15 protein-coding genes are annotated in these 21,552 nt (G+C 34.8%); 9 read left to right on the forward strand and 6 right to left on the reverse strand.

The features are described from left to right. From L1967_RS16160 to L1967_RS16170, 3 genes are all read right to left on the reverse strand, one after another. Nucleotides 1-624 carry a bifunctional nuclease family protein gene (locus L1967_RS16160; RefSeq protein WP_249602543.1) on the reverse strand — a complete coding sequence of 208 codons (624 nt, stop codon included), beginning with the start codon at nucleotides 622-624 and terminating at the stop codon, nucleotides 1-3. Nucleotides 625-707: 83 nt separating this feature from the next. Further along, nucleotides 708-1,676: an electron transfer flavoprotein subunit alpha/FixB family protein gene (locus tag L1967_RS16165; protein ID WP_249602544.1), complete on the reverse strand. Its 969-nt coding sequence runs from the start codon at nucleotides 1,674-1,676 to the stop codon at nucleotides 708-710. A gap of 61 nt (nucleotides 1,677-1,737) precedes the next feature. After that, a complete protein-coding gene (locus L1967_RS16170; protein ID WP_249602545.1) occupies nucleotides 1,738-2,484 on the reverse strand; it encodes an electron transfer flavoprotein subunit beta/FixA family protein in 747 nt (248 codons plus the stop codon). A gap of 311 nt (nucleotides 2,485-2,795) precedes the next feature. On the opposite strand from L1967_RS16170, the gene L1967_RS16175 reads away from it, so the two are divergent. From L1967_RS16175 to L1967_RS16190, 4 genes are all read left to right on the forward strand, one after another. Beyond that, nucleotides 2,796-3,773, forward strand: a complete 978-nt coding sequence (locus L1967_RS16175; protein WP_249602546.1) for a pyruvate dehydrogenase complex E1 component subunit beta — start codon at nucleotides 2,796-2,798, stop codon at nucleotides 3,771-3,773. Nucleotides 3,774-3,836: 63 nt separating this feature from the next. After that, nucleotides 3,837-6,323 (forward strand): DUF5686 and carboxypeptidase-like regulatory domain-containing protein, encoded by a 2,487-nt coding sequence (locus L1967_RS16180; RefSeq protein ID WP_249602547.1) that lies wholly within the window; start codon nucleotides 3,837-3,839, stop codon nucleotides 6,321-6,323. A 66-nt stretch (nucleotides 6,324-6,389) separates the two neighbouring features. Beyond that, entirely contained in the window at nucleotides 6,390-6,902 is a 513-nt protein-coding gene (locus L1967_RS16185; protein WP_249602548.1) for an inorganic diphosphatase, read from the forward strand. Nucleotides 6,903-7,247: 345 nt separating this feature from the next. After that, nucleotides 7,248-8,285: an App1 family protein gene (locus tag L1967_RS16190; protein ID WP_249602549.1), complete on the forward strand. Its 1,038-nt coding sequence runs from the start codon at nucleotides 7,248-7,250 to the stop codon at nucleotides 8,283-8,285. Nucleotides 8,286-8,296: 11 nt separating this feature from the next. On the opposite strand, the gene L1967_RS16195 is transcribed toward L1967_RS16190, so the two are convergent. Next, nucleotides 8,297-8,902, reverse strand: a complete 606-nt coding sequence (locus L1967_RS16195) for an RNA polymerase sigma factor (protein ID WP_249602550.1) — start codon at nucleotides 8,900-8,902, stop codon at nucleotides 8,297-8,299. A gap of 268 nt (nucleotides 8,903-9,170) precedes the next feature. Here L1967_RS16195 and L1967_RS16200 point away from each other — a divergent pair, with 268 nt between their 5' ends. The 5 genes from L1967_RS16200 (at nucleotide 9,171) to L1967_RS16220 (ending at nucleotide 19,964) form a co-directional block, all read left to right on the forward strand. After that, nucleotides 9,171-10,289 (forward strand): FecR family protein, encoded by a 1,119-nt coding sequence (locus L1967_RS16200; RefSeq protein WP_249602551.1) that lies wholly within the window; start codon nucleotides 9,171-9,173, stop codon nucleotides 10,287-10,289. 76 nt (nucleotides 10,290-10,365) lie between these two features. Continuing rightward, a complete protein-coding gene (locus L1967_RS16205) occupies nucleotides 10,366-13,731 on the forward strand; it encodes a SusC/RagA family TonB-linked outer membrane protein (RefSeq protein WP_249602552.1) in 3,366 nt (1,121 codons plus the stop codon). Between the two features lie 24 nt (nucleotides 13,732-13,755). Beyond that, the gene (locus tag L1967_RS16210; RefSeq protein WP_249602553.1) at nucleotides 13,756-15,186 is read left to right on the forward strand and encodes a RagB/SusD family nutrient uptake outer membrane protein; all 1,431 of its coding nucleotides are present in this window, start codon (nucleotides 13,756-13,758) and stop codon (nucleotides 15,184-15,186) included. A gap of 21 nt (nucleotides 15,187-15,207) precedes the next feature. Then, nucleotides 15,208-16,713 (forward strand): redoxin domain-containing protein, encoded by a 1,506-nt coding sequence (locus L1967_RS16215; RefSeq protein WP_249602554.1) that lies wholly within the window; start codon nucleotides 15,208-15,210, stop codon nucleotides 16,711-16,713. A 437-nt stretch (nucleotides 16,714-17,150) separates the two neighbouring features. Continuing rightward, nucleotides 17,151-19,964 (forward strand): M16 family metallopeptidase, encoded by a 2,814-nt coding sequence (locus tag L1967_RS16220; RefSeq protein ID WP_249602555.1) that lies wholly within the window; start codon nucleotides 17,151-17,153, stop codon nucleotides 19,962-19,964. Nucleotides 19,965-20,072: 108 nt separating this feature from the next. Here L1967_RS16220 and L1967_RS16225 read toward each other — a convergent pair whose 3' ends face one another. Further along, nucleotides 20,073-20,765, reverse strand: coding sequence for a sterol desaturase family protein (locus L1967_RS16225; RefSeq protein ID WP_249602556.1), 693 nt, complete (start codon nucleotides 20,763-20,765; stop codon nucleotides 20,073-20,075). Between the two features lie 10 nt (nucleotides 20,766-20,775). Then, the gene (locus L1967_RS16230; protein WP_249602577.1) at nucleotides 20,776-21,390 is read right to left on the reverse strand and encodes a deoxynucleoside kinase; all 615 of its coding nucleotides are present in this window, start codon (nucleotides 21,388-21,390) and stop codon (nucleotides 20,776-20,778) included. Nucleotides 21,391-21,552 lie beyond the last annotated feature (162 nt).

Here is a 21,552-nt window from a genome sequence, read left to right on the forward strand (position 1 = left end):
TTAATGTCTTTTAGAGATTTCGTCTCTTAACCTTGCTGCTTTTTCATAATCTTCGTTTTGAACAGCCTGCGATAATAAACGCTCTAATTCACTTAAAGATAATTTTTTATAATTATTATCTTCTTTTGAGATCTCTATATCGTCTGGAAGAAGTTCTTCGGAAATGATTTCTTCCTGATCTTCTTCTTTTTCTTTTTTCTGTTGTTCTTCGCCCTGAAGGTAAATTCCGGCTTTTTCCAGAATATTTTTGTAGGTAAAGATTGGGGCGTCAAACCTTAAGGCCAACGCAATAGCATCACTGGTACGGGCGTCTATAATTTCCTCTATTTTATCTCTTTCACAGATAAGGCTTGAGTAAAAAACGCCATCTACCAGTTTGTGAATAATTACCTGTTTAACGGTAATATCGAATCGGTCAGAAAAGTTTTTGAATAAATCGTGAGTAAGTGGTCTTGGCGGTCTAATTTCTTTTTCGAGCGCAATAGCTATCGATTGGGCCTCGAATGCACCAATTACAATGGGTAATTTTCTATCCCCACCAACTTCACTTAATATAAGAGCGTATGCTCCGTTTTGGGTTTGACTGTAAGATATTCCTTTGATATTCAGACGCACTAAACTCATATTCCATAAATTAAAAAAGGCTGTCTAAATAGAGCATTTTACTAAATTTAGACAGCCCTTTTAAGGGGTGCAAGTTATAAAATTTATGCATTTTTAGCCTTAAATTCCTTCAATTTTTCATTTAGCTTGGGAACAACTTCAAAAGCATCACCAACAACCCCATAATCTGCGGCTTTAAAGAAAGGTGCTTCTGGATCGTTGTTAATCACGACTTTGGTTTTTGCTGCATTGATTCCGGCTAAATGCTGAATAGCTCCTGAAATCCCTACCGCAATATAAAGGTTTGAGGCTACTGGTTTTCCTGTTTGGCCTACGTGTTCACTGTGTGGTCTCCATCCCATATCACTTACCGGCTTAGAGCAGGCAGTGGCGGCACCAAGGATATCGGCCATTTCTTCAATCATTCCCCAGTTTTCAGGGCCTTTAAGTCCGCGACCACCAGAAACTACAATTTCGGCATCGGCGATAGTTACTTTGTCTTTTGCTTTATCTACAGAGTCTACGTTTACCGTAAAATCTTCAGCTGAAAGTTGTGGTTCAAATGCTTCAACTGTTGCAGCACTTTCACTTTCTTTTAATCCGAAGGCGTTTTTTGAAAGTCCTATAACTTTTACATCGGTGGTGATTTCAGTAAAGTTGAAAGCTTTATTGGTAAAAGCTGTTCTTTTTACCTGAAATGGAGAAGTGCTTTCTGGTAGTGCTACAACATTAGAAGCATAACCGGCTTCTAAATTAAAGGCAACAAGGGGTGCTATATATTTTCCGTTAGCAGATTGGTCCAAAACCACCACTTTAGAAGCTTCTTTTTCTGCAGCCTGTTTAATAGCATCTGCATAAGCTTCTGCATTAAAATTTTTTAATTTATCGTTGCTTACACTAAGTACTTTATCCACGCCATATGTACCAAGTTCACTGGTATCCTGCGCATTAAAAGTAATGGCGGTAAGACTTGTACTCATTGCTTCCGCGATGCCTTTGGCATACGATGCAGCTTCCAGAGCTCCCTTTTTAAATTTTCCGTCTTCTGATTCTGTATATACTAAAACTGACATTTTTTTAATTTTAATTAGTTTAAAAAACCTTTGTTGAAAATCGATAATATCGGCTTAACCTTTAAATTACTTTAGCTTCATTATGCAGCAAATCGATTAGTTGGTCCAGGTTTTCAGGATCTACTAATTTTACTTCACCTTTTGGTGCTGGTTTTTCAAATTTTACGGCATTAGTAGCTGCTTCAGCTCCGGTAGGTTCAACAACATTTAAGGGTTTTTTACGAGCCTGCATGATACCTCTCATATTGGGTATTTTAAGATCGCTTTCTTCAACTAATCCTTTTTGTCCTCCAATCACTAGGGGTAAACTAGCGGTTAACGTTTCTTTACCACCATCGATTTCGCGGATAGCCGTAGCTTTATCACCTTCGATTTCAAGACCAATACAGGTGTTTATAAAATTAGCTTTAAGCATTCCGGCTAATATTCCAGGAACCATTCCTCCGTTATAATCGATGGATTCCCTACCACATATAATAAGATCATAATTTCCTTCGCTGGCCACTTTGGCTAATTCTTTAGCTACCTGAAAACCGTCTTTAGGTGCTGTATTAATACGTATCGCCGTATCTGCTCCAATGGCAAGTGCTTTTCGCAAGGTAGGTTCGGTTTCTGGCCCACCTACATTTATAATATCTACAGTTGCGCCCTGCTTTTCTTTAAACCACATGGCACGGGTTAAACCAAACTCATCATTTGGGTTGATTACAAATTGAACTCCGTTGGTGTCAAATTTACTATCACCATCGGTAAAGTTAATTTTTGAGGTTGTATCAGGTACATGGCTAATACACACTAATATTTTCATATTTAAAGTTCTTTTTCTATTAAACGATATGGTTACGAAGTTACATAAATAAATTAGAAAATGCTATGCATGCATAATAAAAAAATCATAAAAAGATGCTTAGTATTTGATTTAAGCTTAAAATATCTTGTTTTTATCGCAGTTTTGATAATAAAACACTTGGTTTTTTAATGATATAGCTATAGTGTTAAGATGTAAAATAAGGAAGTTTTTTTCAGTGGTAAATTTTTAGTGGTTTATGTGGTAAAAACTTTATCGAATTACTATTTTTGTTGTCCTATAAGTTATAAAAATTAATATCAAGAACTATAATGAAGACTATTCAATTTAGGGAAGCCGTTCAACAGGCTATGAGCGAAGAAATGCGCAAAGATGAGTCCATTTATTTAATGGGTGAAGAAGTAGCCGAATATAACGGTGCATATAAAGCTTCTAAAGGAATGTTGGACGAGTTTGGACCAGATCGAGTAATCGATACCCCAATCTCTGAGCTTGGATTCTCAGGAATCGGTATTGGTAGCGCTATGAACGGAAACCGTCCTATTATAGAGTTCATGACCTTTAACTTTTCCCTTGTTGGAATCGATCAAATAATAAACAACGCCGCTAAAATTCGCCAAATGAGTGGAGGACAATTTAATTGTCCTATCGTATTTAGAGGGCCAACAGCTTCTGCTGGTCAGCTTGGTGCTACGCACTCACAGGCATTTGAGAGCTGGTATGCAAACTGTCCTGGTTTAAAAGTAATTGTACCTTCTAATCCTTATGATGCAAAAGGACTTTTAAAAGCTGCAATTAGAGATGACGATCCTGTAATCTTTATGGAAAGTGAGCAAATGTATGGTGATAAAGGTGAAGTGCCAGAGGAAGAGTATGTAATTGAAATTGGTAAAGCCGATGTTAAACGTGAAGGTACAGATGTTACTATCGTTTCTTTTGGTAAAATTATCAAAGAAGCCTATAAAGCTGCAGACGAGTTAGAAAAAGAAGGAATTTTTGCGGAAGTTATCGATCTTAGAACTATTCGTCCTATGGATCACGCTACAATTATTGAGTCTGTTAAGAAGACTAATCGTTTGGTTATTCTTGAAGAAGCATGGCCATTTGGAAATATTTCAACAGAAATTACTTACCAGGTGCAAGCTCAGGCTTTCGATTATTTAGATGCGCCAATTATCAAGATCAATACAGCAGATACACCTGCACCTTATTCTCCTGTTCTTCTTAAAGAATGGTTGCCTAATAGTGAAGATGTTGTTAAAGCTGTAAAAAAGGTGATGTACAAGTAAAAGAGATAAACTATATTTGACCCCTCTTCCCATCTAAGGTTGAGGGGTTTTTTGTATGTTTTTATGAAGAATATTCTTTTGTCTACCCTTTTTATTCTCTGTTCCTTTCAGGTTTTTTCGCAAACCGAAGTCAGCGGCATCGTTGTAGATGAAAGTGGCGTGGGGATTCCCTTTGCCAATGTGATTTTTACCGATTCTAAGGAAGGAACTACAACAGATGGAGATGGGAACTTTTCAATCTCTTCATCTAAAGATTATACGTCGATCACTTTTTCTTTTTTGGGCTACCAAACAAAGGAGGTTAGTCTTAAGAATAAGAATTTAAATAACTTAAAAGTGACGTTATATGCGTCATCTGAGTCCCTTTCAGAAGTTAAAATATATAAAGGGAAAACTTCAAAAAAGAACAATCCTGCTATTGATATTCTACGGAAGATCTGGGCGAACAGGCGAGATAATGGAGTAAAGAAATTCGATCAATACGCCTACCGCCGATACGAGAAATTAGAATTTGATCTTAATACTATTGATAGTGCGCTAATCAATAGCCGTATTTTTAACGGAATGGAGTTTATCTTTGAAGATCTTGATACGAACCGAATTACGGGTAAAACCTATTTGCCTATTTTTCTAAACGAATCCGTTAGTATGGTTTACGGAGATAATACTACCGGCCAGGAGCTTACCGAGTTAAAAGGAAATAAAAACTCTGGTTTTAGTGATAACCAGGTTTTAATTTCTACGGTACGTGATATTTACGATGAGATCGATGTTTATGATAATTATCTGAAGTTTTTTGATAAAAATTTTGTAAGTCCGCTGTCCAAAACCGGAATCAATGTTTACAATTATGTTTTAGCAGATACCGCTTATATAGATGGTAAATATTGTTACAATATTTTTTATTATCCCAGACGGGAAAATGAGCTCACTTTTAGTGGAGACTTTTGGGTAAACGATACTACCTGGGCTATAAAAGACATTAATTTAGAAATGTCTGAAGGTGCAAATCTTAACTGGGTTAAAGGCGTTTATATAGAACAGGAATATGATGTGTTAAGCGATTCGGTTTTCTTATTAAAAAGAGACTTTTTTCAGGCAGATTTTGCTTTACGGGATAAAGAGGATGCTCGTGGGGTATACGGAAAAAGAACCGTGCTTTATGACCAATATGAATTTGATAACGAGCGGCCATCATCTTTTTATAACAAACAGGTGAACAGGTTTAGGGAAGAAGTTTATAATCGTGAAGATGATTTTTGGAAAGAAAATAGACTTGAAGAATTAAATGGAGACGAACGCGGAGTGTATGAGATGCTGGATACGCTTAAAACCGTAAAACAGTTTAAACGTTTATACAATATTTCTACAGCACTTGCCACGGGATATATAGATTTTGATGGCTGGGATTATGGGCCTATTTTTTCTACCGTAGGATTTAATGATGTAGAAGGGATTAGGTTAAGAGGTGGTGGACGAACCTATTTTTCGCAACATGATAAATGGCGTATTGAAGGCTACGGTGCCTATGGTTTTAAGGATAACAAATTTAAATACGGTATTCAGGGGAAAATATTACTGGATCCCGATAATCGGTTAATAGTTTCAGCTGGGAATAGGCGAGACGTAGAGCAATTAGGAACTAATTTAACCAATACAACCGATGTTTTAGGGCGAAGTTTAGCTTCTTCCGCATTAATTAGTACAAGTTCTAATAATAGTTTAAGTTCGATTAATCTATCTGTTTTGGCTGTAGAAGTAGAGCCTTTTGAAAATCTAACGTTTAGAGTAAGTGGCTCTTATCGTGAAATTGAGGCAGCTTCAGAAGGTTTTAGTTTGGATTTTTATACGGATGAAACAAGAACCCAGGTATCGTCGGAATTGCAACAAACCGAAATTTCTAATCTTATCATGTATACGCCAGGAAGAAAGACGGCTGGATATGGTGTAGAGCGAGAAGAGCTGGAAGACGATCATCCTACTATTTTTCTAAATTATACATTAGGGGTAAAGAATATTTTTGAAAGTGATTTTGATTATAAAAAGCTTCAGTTTTTTTATAATCAACCACTAATGATCGGTGGTTTTGGGCGGGCAAATGTTAGTATAGAAGCTGGTAAAACCTATGGGGAAGTACCTTTAGCTTTGCTTAGTGTAGTACCGGGAAACCAAACCTATTTTCAGCTCTATAACACCTTCTCGCAGTTAGATTATTACGAGTTTGTGACCGATACGTATGTAGCCGCTCATTTTGAACATAATTTTAATGGTCGTTTATTTTCCCGAATTCCACTTTTACGCGATTTAAACTTGCGTGAAATTATTGGAATAAAAGGAGTGTGGGGTGAAATTTCAGAAGACAATATTCGGTTAAATGCTTCAGATATTCCTTTAGTAGCCCCTAACGACGAGCCTTATTGGGAGTATAGCTTAGGGGTAGGAAATATTTTTAAGATCATAAGAATAGATGCTCATTTCCGCGGGAATTATTTGGATAACCCTGAGGCAAGGCAATTTGGAGTGACTATAAATTTTGGTTTTCACTTCTAAATCAACCATGTTAAGCATAGAATTCACTATATTTGATAATCTAATAAAGTTCAAAAAAAAAATAAAATGTCAGAAACTTTTGATGTACTAATTGAAATTCCAAAAGGAAGCAGAAATAAATACGAATACGATTTTCAGTTAAAAAAAGTACGTTACGACAGGATGATTTTTTCTTCAATGATGTATCCTGCAGATTATGGTTTTATTCCAGAGACTTTAGCTTTAGACGACGATCCCCTAGATGTGCTGGTACTTGTAAGTGAGCCAACTTTCCCAGGTATTGTTATGGAAGTAAAGCCTATTGGTGTATTTCACATGGCAGATGAAAAAGGTCCAGATGAAAAAATTATTTGTGTGCCTGTTTCAGATCCAATCTGGAATAGACTAAATGATCTTAAAGAATTAAATGGTCACTTAATTAAAGAGATCGAACATTTCTTTAAAGTTTATAAAGACCTTGAAAAGAAAAAAGTAGATGTTGGTGATTGGGGTGATGCTGAAGAAGCAAAACAAATTATCAAGGAATGTGTTAAGCGATATAAAAATTACGAAGGTGATCAAAATCGCCTTAAGCTATAATACATTTTAAAATATTTTAGTCCTAAAGAGGTAACGAAGCAATAACTAAATGTGGTTATTGCTTTTTTATTTTATTCCTTTTTTTCTTCAGAAGTGCACTAAGAGGCAACGATTTTTCAATTCATCTATTTTAACTTCTTTACAACGTAGGGTAGCTAATATTTCTTTTATTTTAGATGAAATCTATATACTGAAGGTCTCACAAAAGCATCCAACTTATCAACTATTAATGATAAAAATTAATGCTGAAATTATCGAAAATCGGCTATGGAAAATAGCAATTGATTTTATCGAATATTGATGAGTTGAACTGAAATAAAAAATTATAGAAGGAAAAGTACATTAATGTTTAAACGAATAAAGAAGTTATTAGGGCGGTATAAGAATATGGATCAGGTACTTATAACCCCTTATCGCAGTTATGGAACCTATTCCAGATTATTTGTAAAAGGGCGGGTTTTGGATAACGCGCCACTTAAAATTCATCAGGATCAAAACAAGTGGAAAACTTTTGTAAATACCTACAAGCAATTTGATAGTTTTGAAATTCCCGATGCTGAAGTTGAGCTTGAAATCCCCGGTAAAATAACCCTGAAAACCACCACCAACGATGAAGGTTATTTTCTATTCAATCAAACTTTAGAAAATAATATAGCTGAAGTAGCAGACGAGCAGGGTTGGGTAGATTATCATTTGTATTACCGGGAAAAGCTAGAGCCAAAAACCGAACTTTTAGGCGATCCTTTTAAAGGACGTTTTTTAATCCCTTCCGTAGATGCGGAATACGGAGTAATTAGCGATATAGACGATACGATTTTACATACCGGAGTCACTTCATTTTTAAAGTGGCGATTGCTTAAAAATTCGTTGCTTACCAATGCTTATAAAAGAATGCCATTAAAAGGCGCCCCAAATTTATATAAGCTTTTGCATAAAGGTAGGGCTGAAGGTAATCGAAATCCTGTGTTTTATTTAAGTAATAGTCCGTGGAATATGTACGAATACCTAAAGTTGTTCCTGGATTATAATGGATTCCCAAAAGGGCCAATCTTACTTAGAGATATGAGGCATCCCTTCGAGAAAAGCATAAAACCTGAAAAACCACACAAGCAGCGGGAGATTTTTAACATTCTTAAAACCTATCCCGATTTAAAATTTATTCTGATAGGGGATAGCGGAGAGCATGATGCGACAATTTATACAGATATTGCAGCACAACATTCCGATCGAATATTGGCCATTTATCTACGAAGTGTTAATCATAAAAAGCAGATGAAACGTGTGCAAAGTATTATCGACAATTTTGATAGTACCCCGGTGTTAATGGTACATAGCTCGGCTGAAGCCATTGCCCATGCTCGTGAAAACGGATTTATAAAATAGATTTGTGGGTACTAAAGATAGTTTAGTAATATTGTTATAAGTAGAAGCAGTAATTCATTCCTTAGCATACGCATCGCTCTAGAGACGTGGTCTTCTACCGTTTTTTCAGATATTTCAAGATAAGCGGCAATTTCTTTCTGCCTCAAGTTCTCTTTATGTTTTAATAAAAACACCTCTTTGCATTTTTTTGGTAATTTTTCTATAGCCTGCTCTAAAAGTTGCTTTTTATAAAGCATTTTTTCTTCGCTTTCTGCTTCAGCATCTAAAACACTTTCAAGGTAAATTTTGTCGGTAAGTAGTACTTTTTTTTGATCCTGTCTGTATTTATCAATAAAGTTATTTCGGCAAACCGTAAACATATACGCTGGGATGATGGTATTCTCTGCTAAATCTTTTCTCTTCTCCCATAGTTTGATAAAGCTTTGTTGAACAAGATCTTTAGCGATCGCTTTGTCCCTGGTATATCCCATAGCAAATGCTAAAAGTTTATCGTGTAAAGTGTCAAAAATATATTCAAAAGCTTTTTCGTCGCCATTTTTTAGCGAGCTAAGAAGTTCTTCATTTTTAGAATATTTACCGGTAGCCACTTTATTTCTAGTTTCCTGAAATGATTTCAAATGTAAACAACTCTAAGAAATTCTTTATGACTAGGGAGTGATTTTTACAGAATGTTGGTTGGGATACAGGAGAAATTATCTATTTCAGTTAAGGATATTGTAGTTGATGGGGTTATTTTACAATGTAAATTGATTATTATGCATTGTTTAGGGTGTCTTAACTGTAATTTAATATTTATTTAAATAATATGAAAAAAAACAATAATAGAGCAGGGGATTTGATAATTCGAAACGTTTTTAAGGAAAACAGTGAATAGTTGTAGTTGAAATGAAAGAATTGGAATATTTAATTGAAAAATATATTAATGGAGAGATTACCGATAAGGATTTAGAGGAACTGAACCATTTACTAAAAAGCGAAGAGAATAGGGCTTATTTTAAAAAAGCAGTTGGGTTAAATTATAAACTGAATTTAAAGTATGTAAATAGTCATACAGAAGATAAAAAGGCAGTATTTAAGGGGATAAAAACCAGGGGAAGTAATGTACGGGATTTAAAACCAAGGAGAAGATATTTAAGGATCGCTGCGATAATGATCGTTGCAATGGGAACTATCTTTTTTTATTTCTTTCAAAAACACAATACACTTACCAATGAAAGTAAATATGTGACTATAGAGACAGAGAGTGGAGCTACCGAAGTTTTAAAAGATAATAGTTTTGAAATCAAGACTAAAACTAATGAAATTTTGGTACAACAAAAAGGAGATACCATAACTTATTCTTCGCTTTCAAATAAAGTAGCTATAAGTAAAAATGTACTAAGTGTTCCTAAAGGCAAAAAAGTAGTTATAGCCTTGGCAGATGGTAGTGTGGTGCATCTAAATTCTGGAAGTAAGCTCACCTATCCAAGCGGTTTTAAGGAGAATGAAACCAGGGAAGTTCTCTTAGAAGGAGAAGGATATTTTAAGGTTTATCATGATGAGAAGAGGCCTTTTATTGTACATTCAGCACAACTAGATGTAGAGGTGTTAGGTACCAGTTTTAATTTTAGTGCCTATAAAAATAACTCTTATGCAACTGCAGTTTTAGTGCAGGGAAAAGTTGCTGTTAAAAGACCAGACAAACCTACTGTTTATTTACAGCCTGGGATGATGGCAAAATATTCAAAGTCTTCAGATACCTTTAAAACGGCCGAGGTTGATACCAATATTTATACAGCCTGGATGAATGGAATCTTGGTTTTTGAAGAGCAAAGCTTAGGGGATATTGCAAACACCCTGGAAAGGAAATTTAATAAACGGATAATTTTTGAAGATGAAAGTTTAAAAAGAGAACGTTTTACCGCAAAATTTGAAAATCAAAGTATCAGCAAAATTTTGGAATCATTTAAACAAAGCTATGATTTTGAATATCATATAAATGATAACGAAGTGATTATACGTTAAAAAACAGGACATGCTGGCACATATCCTGTTGAAATAGCGTGATTTATTAAACCACAATTATCTACAATTTAAAAGTATGAAAAAAAACTCTAATGCAGAAGGGGTAAAGTCACTATGGCCCAAATTTAACGACAGTTTAAAAATAGGTTTCATTACCTTATTGTTTGCACTATTTAGTATGCAAACATACGCAACTTCACAATCAACGATTAAAATTTCTTTGGACGAACAGCAAATAAGCTTAAAAAAGCTCTTTAATAAGATTGAAAGCATTACCGACTACTCTTTTCTGTACCATGTAGGCGATATTGATCTATCTAAAAAAGTAGACGTAAAAGCTAAAGAAAAACCATTAGAAGAAGTTTTGAAGGATGTGTTATCAAAAGAAAATATTGATTTTCGGATGGATGATAACCAAATCATTTTAAAACTCCAAAAAAGGATTGAAGCTTCTTCAGATAAAAGAAACGCTTCAGCAAATATGCAGAATCTGGTTCATGGGACTATTACTAGCATTGATGGAGAACCCTTAATGGGAATCACAGTTCGCATAAAAGATAAGAACAGAGGAGTTTTTACCGATGAAAATGGAAAGTATGCTATCGCAGCCAAAATTGGGGAGACATTAGAATATACTTCTATTGGTTTCGAAAAAGTTTCAGTAACGATTAGTGATACAGCACCTTTGGATATTGTGATGGAAGAATCTATAAGCGGTCTGGATGCGGTACAAATAACCGCTTATGGTAAAACATCAAAAAGGCTTAGTACGGGTAATATTGTTACGATAACTGGCGAAGAAATCCAGAAAAGTCCCGTGACTAACGTTTTAGAAGCTGTTCAGGGGAAAGTTCCTGGAGTTTATATTCGGCAAACCAATGGGCAGCCAGGTTCCCCTATTAGTATTCAGATGAGGGGACAGAACTCCATTAGTTCAGTAAGCAATAGAGACCCTTTAATAGTTATCGATGGAGTAAGGTATCCCTATGGTAATTTGCCAACTGCTTCAGAAACAGGTAGTTTGACTGGAGGGAATGCCCTAAATTTTATTGATCCTAATAATATAGAAAGTATCAACTTCTTAAAAGATGCTGATGCCACGGCTATTTATGGATCTAAAGCATCTAATGGGGCTATAATCATTACCACTAAAAAAGGACGTGTAGGGAAACCCCAAATTTCATTTTCTTCTAGAAATGGAGTGTCTTTTAGAGGGAAAACTCCAGAGTTGTTAAATACTGAGGAATACTTGAATTTTAGGCGTGAAGCCATAGAAAATGCAGGGCTAATAATTGACTATGGAGATTGGGACTTAAATGGAAATTGGGATACGAATCGTGAAACCGACTGGATCGATTATTTTTTAGAGGATGCTGCTTTTACAACAGTTAATAATTTAAGCTATTCTGGTGGAACCGAAAATGTATCGTATTTAATACGCGCTAATTATAACGCCCAGGAAAATATTCAAAATGCGAACGGAAATAATAAGACAGGAGGGGTTCACTTTAATTTTAATGTGAATAGTGATGATCGAAAATTTAATCTAGGCTTAACCGGGACTTACAATACCACTAAAAATACAGTTATTCCTTTTAATAATAGCTATTTATTGTATGCGCCCAATGCACCTGAATTATATAACGAAGATGGAACTTTAAACTGGACCGATTATGATGATTCTTATTTAGCCAGAAATCCAGCATCCATATATGAACTTATACATGAAAATAAAACAGATAATTTAATCTCAAACCTAAACTTTACATATATCCCAGTTAAAGGACTTGAAATTAGTACAATGGCAGGGATTAATATTTTATCATCGAATGAGGTTTTTGCAAAACCCGATACTTATTTTCATCCCAATAGTTGGCAAGTAAGCACTAGTGAATTAAGTGTTTCTAAAATTAGAACGTTAACGGTGGAACCTAATATTAGCTACACGACAAGTTTAGGGGATTTTGGAGAACTAACGGCAAAAGTAGGAGCCACCATTATGGATGAATTGACTGAAAAAAATGACACGTATGGGACTAACCTTTTAAATAAGGAAGTGATTAAAAACCCAACGATGGCAGATCCAGAAAATGTAAATACCAACTATAGAAGTTTGACCAATCGTTACATAGGAGGTTTTGGGATTTTAAATTATAATCTGGTCAATAAATATCTTTTGAATTTTAACATAAGAAGAGACGGCTCTACCAAATTTGGGACAGGAAATCGCTTTGGGACGTTTTGGTCTATTGGCGCGGGTTGGATTATGAGTGAAGAAAACTGGTTTAAAAAGACTATAGACTTTATAAGTTTTGCAAAACTACGAGGAAGTTACGGTACCAGTGGTATTGATGGGATAAACAATTACCAATATAAAACCATATACAGCTCTGCTTTTTCATATAATGGAAACCGAGGGTTCTTAGCTAGTGGACCGGCCAATCCCTTCTTACATTGGGAAAAAACGAAAAAAGCAGAGATAGCAATAAACTTAGAGCTTTTAAAAGGTCGTATTGCAGTCACAGAAAGTTATTACGATAATACCTCTAATGATCAGTTAGTAGCTTTCCCTTTATCTATAGTGACCGGAGTAAATTATTTAACTATGAATTCTCCGGCAGAAGTGAGAAACTGGGGGCACGAAATTACCTTAGATACCAAAAATATAGTCACCGATAATTTTAGCTGGTCTACCAGTTTTAATGTGACTTTGCCAAAAAATAAATTAGTGTCATACCCTAATAGCGAAGCCGCTTTGCCTTCATTACAATATGAAATTGGGAAATCTGTAAATGGTATGAAATTATATAGTTACCAAGGCGTAAATCCCGAAACCGGAAATTATAATTTCTGGAAAGATGTAAATAATGACGGCCAGATGACCGATGATGAAATTGGCGAATGGGAGAATGGTGAAATCTTAGATTATAATAGGGACCGTACTGAATTTATAGATTTAAACCCTAAATTTTTTGGAGGTTTTCAAAATACCTTTAACTATAAAAACTTTAATTTAAGTGTGCTGTTTTCATTTACCAAAAAGAAGGCACTTAATTTTATTGGTTCACAAAGCGATCAACCAGGTACTTTTAATATGAATATCGCAAAAGATATTTATAATGCCCGTTGGCAACAACCAGGTGATGTTACCAATGTAGCCAAACCAAGAGCAGGCTATCTTGGGTATACAAATTTTGCTTATTTTAAAAACAGTACGGGGGCCTATACTAATGCCACTTATGCCCGCTTACAAAATGTGAATTTTAGTTACGACTTTCCTTCAGAATTTACCGATAGAATCAATTTTAAAAGTATTAGGATGTATGTGCAAGGGCAAAATTTATTAACCATTTCAAAATATAAAGGTTACGATCCAGAGACACTTGAGGCTGGTACTGCACCCTTACGAACCATAGTTTTCGGGATTAATTTCACTTTATAGTTTTCAATATAAAATTCGTAAAACATGAAAATCAATATAAAAAATATACAATTATTATTGTGTTTAGTTGTCGCTTTATCTATAGCTAGTTGCGACGATTACCTGGATATTCCGGCTCCATCTGATGCCTTTTATGCAGAAAATACTTTTGTAAACGATGCAACAACGGCCACTACGATTAATGGTGTGTTAGCCGATCTTTCGGTTAATGCCTATATCTCAGAATTAGCATTAAATACCGGTCTTTATACCGATGAGTTTATGTTGAATAATAGCAATTCCATCACTTATCAGCGTTTTTATAATGATGATTTAAATAGTAATAATGCACCTTCTGTATGGTCTGATTTTTATCCATTAGTGTATCGGGTAAATGCCATAATAGAGGGCATTAATAATACAACAGCGACCCTGGTGAATAAAGATCAATACTTGGGAGAAGCTTTTTTTATAAGGGCCTTAAGTTTCTATTATCTAACCAATGTCTATGGAGATATAGCATTGCCTACAACTTCAGATTATAAGGTGAATAATAAGTTGTCTCGCCAACCCCAGGAAGAAGCATTTCAGCAGATCATTGCTGATTTAGAAATGGCAGAATCTTTGTTACCCGAAAATTACGCAGCTAGTGACGGAAGTGAAACAATCTCTCAGGCACGGCCTAATAAAACTGCGGCAAAAGCTTTATTAGCAAGAGTGTTCCTTCATACCGAAAATTGGCAAAAAGCGCAGGAAATTTCATCCGGCATATTAAATAGTGGCCAGCAAAGTTTAGTACCTCTAGAAGATGTTTTTAAAACAGATAGCCAGGCTATGATCTGGGAACTGATGCCCAATAATAATCCTGATTCTTATATGAAGTATGTACCCGATTATAATATTTATTTTAGTTGGAATTCTGGTTTTCTTCCTATAGAAATGGAGTTTAGCTATGCGCCTGCGTATTTAAGTGCTAGCCAATTAGCTGCTTTTGAGGAAGGTGATCTTCGTTTTCAAAATTGGGTTTTTCCATTGGAGATAAACGATATAACCTATTATTTGCCATATAAATATCAAAGTGATGTAGCTGGAGAAGAAGCTTCTGCTATGTTACGTATCGCCGAGCAGTATTTAATTAATGCAAGAGCTAATGCTGAATTGGGGAATTTGGGTGATGCCAATGCGAGAATTAATGAAATTCGTAATCGTGCGGGATTGCCTGCTATTAATCCAACTTCTAAAGAAGAAGTTCTAACAGCAATAGCCAAAGAGCGCAGGGTTGAATTTTTTGCTGAAAACGGATATCGATTTTTTGACCTAAAAAGAACAAATGCCATTGATGCCGTAATGAATGAAGTTGTAAAAAACAAGACCGCTTTTGGAGAAGCCACATGGGGAAGTCACAAGCAATACTGGCCAATATCGTATGGCGAAATTAATGCTAACCCTAATTTAGAACAAACTGAAGGATATTAATTGATGATATCAATAATTTCAATGAAAAGTAAAAAGAAGCAGTATCTGGTATTTTTTATTATGATTGCGGGAATTCTTTCCTGTAATCATAATAAAAAGCAGGACGAATTTACAGCGAAAAGTAATTCTAAGATAAAGAAAGAACTCGATTCTTTAGCCGGATTGCAAACAGAAGAAGCTCAAAAAAGATTAGAACAACGGCTAAAACAGTTAAGTGAAAGTAGTGACGAAAGTAAAGTGCTACTTACTTTCGATTATTTCTACACACTAGGTAAGGGTGAGAAGGCCGATTCTCTTTCGGTGGTTATGAAGGAAAAATTTCCTAACGGAATTAGTGCGCGTTTTGCCGCTTATCAAGACATTTTTTCAGGAGAAGGACCCGACAAAAAATATGAGCTTTACAAAAGCTGGAAACAAAAATATCCACCCGAGAATTACGATTTAGAGAATCAGGATATTTATAATTCGGGTCTGTATTTTATCATCGAAGAATATGCTGAAGCAGGAGATTTTAGCAGAATAGAAGAATTGGTAAATCAACTTATTGATCATCCAAAAATTGCAATCACTTATTTCAATATAGCGAATTTGTTTTATCAAAGCGGTCAATACGATAAGGCGCTTGGTTATTTGCAAAAAACAATGGATAGCTCTAAAAAGTGGATTGAAAATAAAAACATTTCCACTAGTTTAAAACAGACTGTTCACAACATACAAAACGATACCTACTTGTTTTATGCAAATATTTTAGCTAAAAAGGAAAACTGTGAAGAGGCTATCACTTATTACCAAAATTATAAGGATGCCGTAGATTATTTAGATATCCAGGCTAATTTAAATTATGCCGATTGTTTAGAAACGATTGGTAATAACAAAAAAGCTTTTCAGCAGTTAGATGAAATTATCAAGATGCATGGCGAAGCTTATGAAGAAAATTATGATCGTTTTAAACGCTTATTTTTAGAAACCCAGGGAAATCAAAAAGATTTTAAAGACTACGAAAAACAATTAGCCTCCCAGTTTCAGAAGCAGTTAGAAGAGGAGTTGGAAAAAGAGATGATTTCTGAAAAAGCTCCAAATGTAACTTTGGTAGATTTTGATGGGAATGAACAGCAATTGGCCGACTTAAAAGGAAAAATGTTGATTCTAGATTTTTGGGCCACCTGGTGCCACCCATGCAAAGCATCTTTTCCGGCGATGCAAAACATTAAAAAGCGTTATGAAAATGATGAAAATGTAAAATTTCTTTTTATCAATACCATGCAAAACCAATCTGAAGCTATTGTGAAAAAGGATGTGAATGATTTCTTATCAAAGCATAATTATCAATTCGATGTTTATAAAGATTCTAAAACAAAAGCTAATAGCTATCCTATAGCAGATGCCTTTAAAGTACAAGCCATCCCCTTTAAATTTATAATCGATGAAAAAGGTTTTATTCGATATAAAATAAAAGGTTATGAAGGTAATTTAGATTCCGAAGAGGCAAAACTCATAGCGATGATCAAAATGGTAAAACAAAAATGATAAAAAGGTGCATGTAGCTATAGCATTTTAATCAATTTATAAAAAATTTAATAGCCTGAGGTTTGTCTTAGAAATAGAAAAATGTTTTTAAATGCTATCTCAAGGTTTATCATTGGTAAAGCTCTCAGGTTAATTAAAAACGGGAGCTTTGCCAGTATTTATAATTAAGAAGTAAATGCAGAACGAGAACAAAATCTATCATATTTCGAGACGCTATGCTTTGAGTATCTAGGCTAGAGAGCACTCAAATTTACCATTCTTTTTAGCATTTATATTCTTAAACGATTCCACTAGGCAGATCGATGCTACCAGGATTAGTTTTGAAGATGATTAAATGTTCAAAAAACCGCTTACTATCCAGCTATAGCGATTCACCATATTATTTAAATAACAGATCTAAAATCAATAAAATAAATTACAAAGCAAAAATTAATAAAATGAATATAAAAAAGAGTATTTTTTTACTATTTGTATTCCTAACTAGTTTTGGTTATGGGCAACAGCAACAAATAAAACCTGCTAATATTGTTAGAGGAAAGCTTAGCAACGGAATGCATTATTATATCATGCATAACGAAGAACCTGAAGATAGAGCTTCCTTTTATTTTGCGCAGAATGTAGGTTCTATTCTAGAAAATGATACCCAGCAGGGATTAGCCCATTTTTTAGAGCATATGGCTTTTAATGGCTCAGAAAATTTTCAGGATAAAGGAATGTTAGAGTATCTTGAAAAAAACGGAATTAAATTCGGAACAGAGATTAATGCTTTTACCAGTTTCGATGAAACGGTTTATAATATCAATCAGGTACCTGTTCAGAATGAAAAATTAATAGATTCTGTTCTATTGGTATTGCACGATTGGTCTGGATATTTATCGTTAACAGATGACGAGATTGACAATGAAAGAGGTGTCGTAAATGAAGAATGGAGAACTAGAAATACTCCCAATTATCGGGCTTCTGCTAAAATATGGTTACAGGGATATTTAAAAGACTCTAAATATGCTAACCGAATGGCTATCGGTAAAATGGAGATCATCAATAATTTTAAATACGATACACTTCGATCTTATTACCATAGATGGTATAGACCCGATGAGCAGGCGGTGATTATCGTAGGTGACATCGATACCCAAAAAATGGAAGAAAAGGTAAAATCTATTTTTTCTGAAATCCCATTAAAAGAGAATTTACCAGAAAGACCCAATTTCGATGTTCCGTTGAATAAGGAATTAATTTATCTAACAGCAACCGATGATGAATTAGGAGAGCCATCGATAAGTTATTTTGTAAAACGTCATCCAAAAGAATTGTCGGTTTTAGAACAGCAAAAAGAAGATTTAATTAATGGGTACGTTACCTATATTTTGAACAATCGTTTTTCAGAATTAATCTTATCAGAAGATAGCCCGGTGTTAAACGCAGGTATCGGTATTCAAGAATTTGTGAGACCTTTAGAAGTATTAACTCTAAATATCATCCCTAAAAAAGATAGTTTAGCATCCGCTTTAAATTTCACCCTTACTGAATATAACCGCTTTGCTGAATACGGGGCTACTGAAGCCGAATTAGATAGAGCTAAAGCAGACTTTAAAGTGAGTTTTGAATCTGCTAAAAAGAATAGCAATAAACGTAGTAACGATTCGTATGCGTCCGAGATTTATGACGCCTATTTTAAAGAACGTGAAATTCCAGATTACAAATGGTCTTTAGATTATAAACTTTCCTTATTAGAAAAGATCACCAACCAAGATATTATCGATTTTTTAGCCAATTACCAGGGAGAAATCGGTCAGGGGGTAGCTGCTATGGGAGCTAATGAATATACTTACCCAACAAAGGCTGAAGTTTTGGCAATTATAGAAAATGTGACCGCTAAAAAACTAGTGCCATATATAGAAAAAGAATCTGATGAAACACTAATCAATAAAGAACTGAAGGGGGCTAAAGTAGTTTCTAAAGAAAAAATAGAAGGGATTGAAGGTCATGTATACACGTTATCGAACGGAGTGAAACTTGCTTTTTATAAAACCGATTTCGAGAAAGATAAAGTTTATTTAGAAGGTTTTAGTCCCGGCGGACAGTCATTAATTGCAACTCAGGATCTGCCAAATGCAATAGTGGCACCTTATTTAGTTTCAGAATCTGGTTTAGGGACTTTAAATAAAATTCAATTACAAAAATCATTGGCAGGTAAAGATGTGTTTGTAAATACTTCTATTAATGAGTTTAGCGATGATGTTTCAGGAATGTCCAGTACACAGGATGCAGAAACCATGCTCCAAGAAATTTATATGTATTTTACAGCTCCTCGTTTTGATAAAAACGCTTTTAATATTTTAAAGCAAAACTTAGAGAGTAACTTAATAGCGAAAGAGAATAACGTACAGAGTGTATTTCAGGATTCCCTTTCATTAGCGAGTACCAACTATAGCGACCGTACCCTAATTTTCGATCAGTCACTTATTGATGCAATTAAATTCGATAAAATATCAAAAATTTATACTGAACGAATTGCGAAGGCCAGCGATTTCACTTTTGTTTTCGTAGGAGATTTTGAGGAAGAAAGTTTATTGAAATTAAGCCAGAAATATTTAGGAAGTATTCCTGAAGGAAAAAAGGAGTCGATTGTAGATCACCACATGCGTCCTCAAAAAGGAATTACCACAGTACATATTTCAGAAGAAATGCAAACTCCGCAAACCACTATAAGTGTGTCTTATAATGGCGAAATAAACTATACTCCAGAAAATGATATGGCAATGTATATGATCGCAGAATTGCTGAATAAAAAGTATATGGAAAGTATTCGCGAAGAAGAAGGCGGAAGCTATGGAGTTAGCGTTAGTGGAAACATAGCAATTAAACCAATAAACAACTTTAATCTTAGCGTTAGTTTTAACTGTAATCCTGATAAAAAGGATACATTGTTAGAAATTGTTTACGATGAAATTAAAAAAATAGCCATGACAGTTGATGAGGAGCAATTGCAGCAAGTAAAAAATAACATTAAGAAGAATAGAAAAGAAGCCCTAAAAGATAACGGTTTTTGGTTGTCGCAAATAGTAGCTAGTTTAGATAAAGAAATTCCGGTGAGAACACAAGAAAGCTTCGAAAAACTTGTAGATCATATCTCTGCGGCCGATATAAAAGAAATTGCCAAAACTATAAATGCAGAGCCTGGAATTGTAGAAGGTGTTTTAAGTCCGGTGAAAGAAAGTGATGCTAATCACTCTAATGTTGAGGATTAATTTTAGTCCCTTAAAACAAGTTAATTTCTTGAAATTACAATAAAAAAGAGGCTGTTTTTCTTTAAAAACAGCCTCTTTTTTATTGTATGAAAAAATAGGAAAAGATACTTAGTGCGTATGTGCTTTTCCTTGATTGTCATCATCTATACTTTTTCCTACCGCAGTTTTGGCACTGGCAGGTGTTTCTCTGGGCATTGTTCTAAAAACATGATCCCAAAACGGCGAAGAAACTCCAAAAGCACGATCTGGTTCACGATAATGGTGAATACTGTGATGGTGCCATAAGATTTTTAAAAAGTTGTTAGGCACTTTAAAAGCATGTACCGAATAGTGTACCGCAAGATAACTAGCATACCCCACTAAGAACCCCGCTAAAAAACCAAATACATAATCGCCCAATATCGCTCTGTAAATTATAAACAATACAGAAGCAACAATTAAACTGAGTACTGGCGGCATGGCCAATCTCGATTTATCTTTTGGGTAATCATGGTGTACCCCGTGCATGGTGTACGAAATTTTTTGCCTTCTTGGTGTAGTGGCCGGGATATGGTATAAATAGCGATGTGCTAAATATTCAATTAAAGTAAAAAATAATAGTCCACCAGCAAACCAGGCTAATATTTCAGGGGTTCTAAACCCTTTTTCAAAAATTCCGTAGTAAATAAGTGCCGCAGATGTACCAAAGAAAATAATTAACGGTGCAGAAATGTGCGTATGTGTTAATTTTTCTAAAATAGGATTTTCAAAAAGCTTTGGGGAGCCCTTATGTTTTGGTCGTTTTAGTTTAGTAGATTCCATAATCTAAAGTTTAAAATAGTCCGTTTATTTCTCCGTCAATTTTGTTAATAATGTCGCCAAGATCTTCGGGATTATCTACAAAGTTAATGTTATCTACATCAACGATTAATAAATTTCCTTTGTCGTAATTGTGAACCCAGGCTTCATAGCGTTCGTTAAGCCGACTTAAATAGTCGATGGAAATCGAGTTTTCATACTCTCTTCCCCGTTTTTGTATTTGGGCAACCAAATTAGGGATACTGCTTCGTAAATAAATAAGCAAATCTGGGCCTTGTACTACACTTTCCATTAGTTCGAACAAGGATCTGTAATTCTCAAAATCCCTATTGGTCATCAAACCCATGGCATGTAGGTTAGGAGCAAAAATATGGGCGTCCTCATAAATGGTACGATCCTGAATGATTTTTTTACCACTTTCCCTAATCTGCAATATTTGTCTAAACCTGCTGTTTAGAAAATAGATTTGCAGATTAAAAGACCAACGTTCCATCTTGTTGTAGAAATCTTCAAGATAAGGGTTTTCCAGAACGTCTTCATAATGGGGTTCCCATCTATAGTGTTTGGCGAGTAATCTTGTTAGTGTGGTTTTACCAGCACCAATATTCCCTGCAATCGCTACATGCATAATCGTTATTCTTCGCTTAGTTTGTTTGGATAAATTTTTAGGGTGTAAAGATACAAGATTTACTTCAGCATACTTTTTACAAACGCCACTAATTCTTACAAAATACAAAAATCCTGAAACTTAAATCACTTTCATCGAAATTTAAGTAACTGAGGCCTAAGG

The sequence above is a fragment of the Zunongwangia pacifica genome, assembly GCF_023499215.1.
Classification (GTDB): domain Bacteria; phylum Bacteroidota; class Bacteroidia; order Flavobacteriales; family Flavobacteriaceae; genus Zunongwangia; species Zunongwangia pacifica.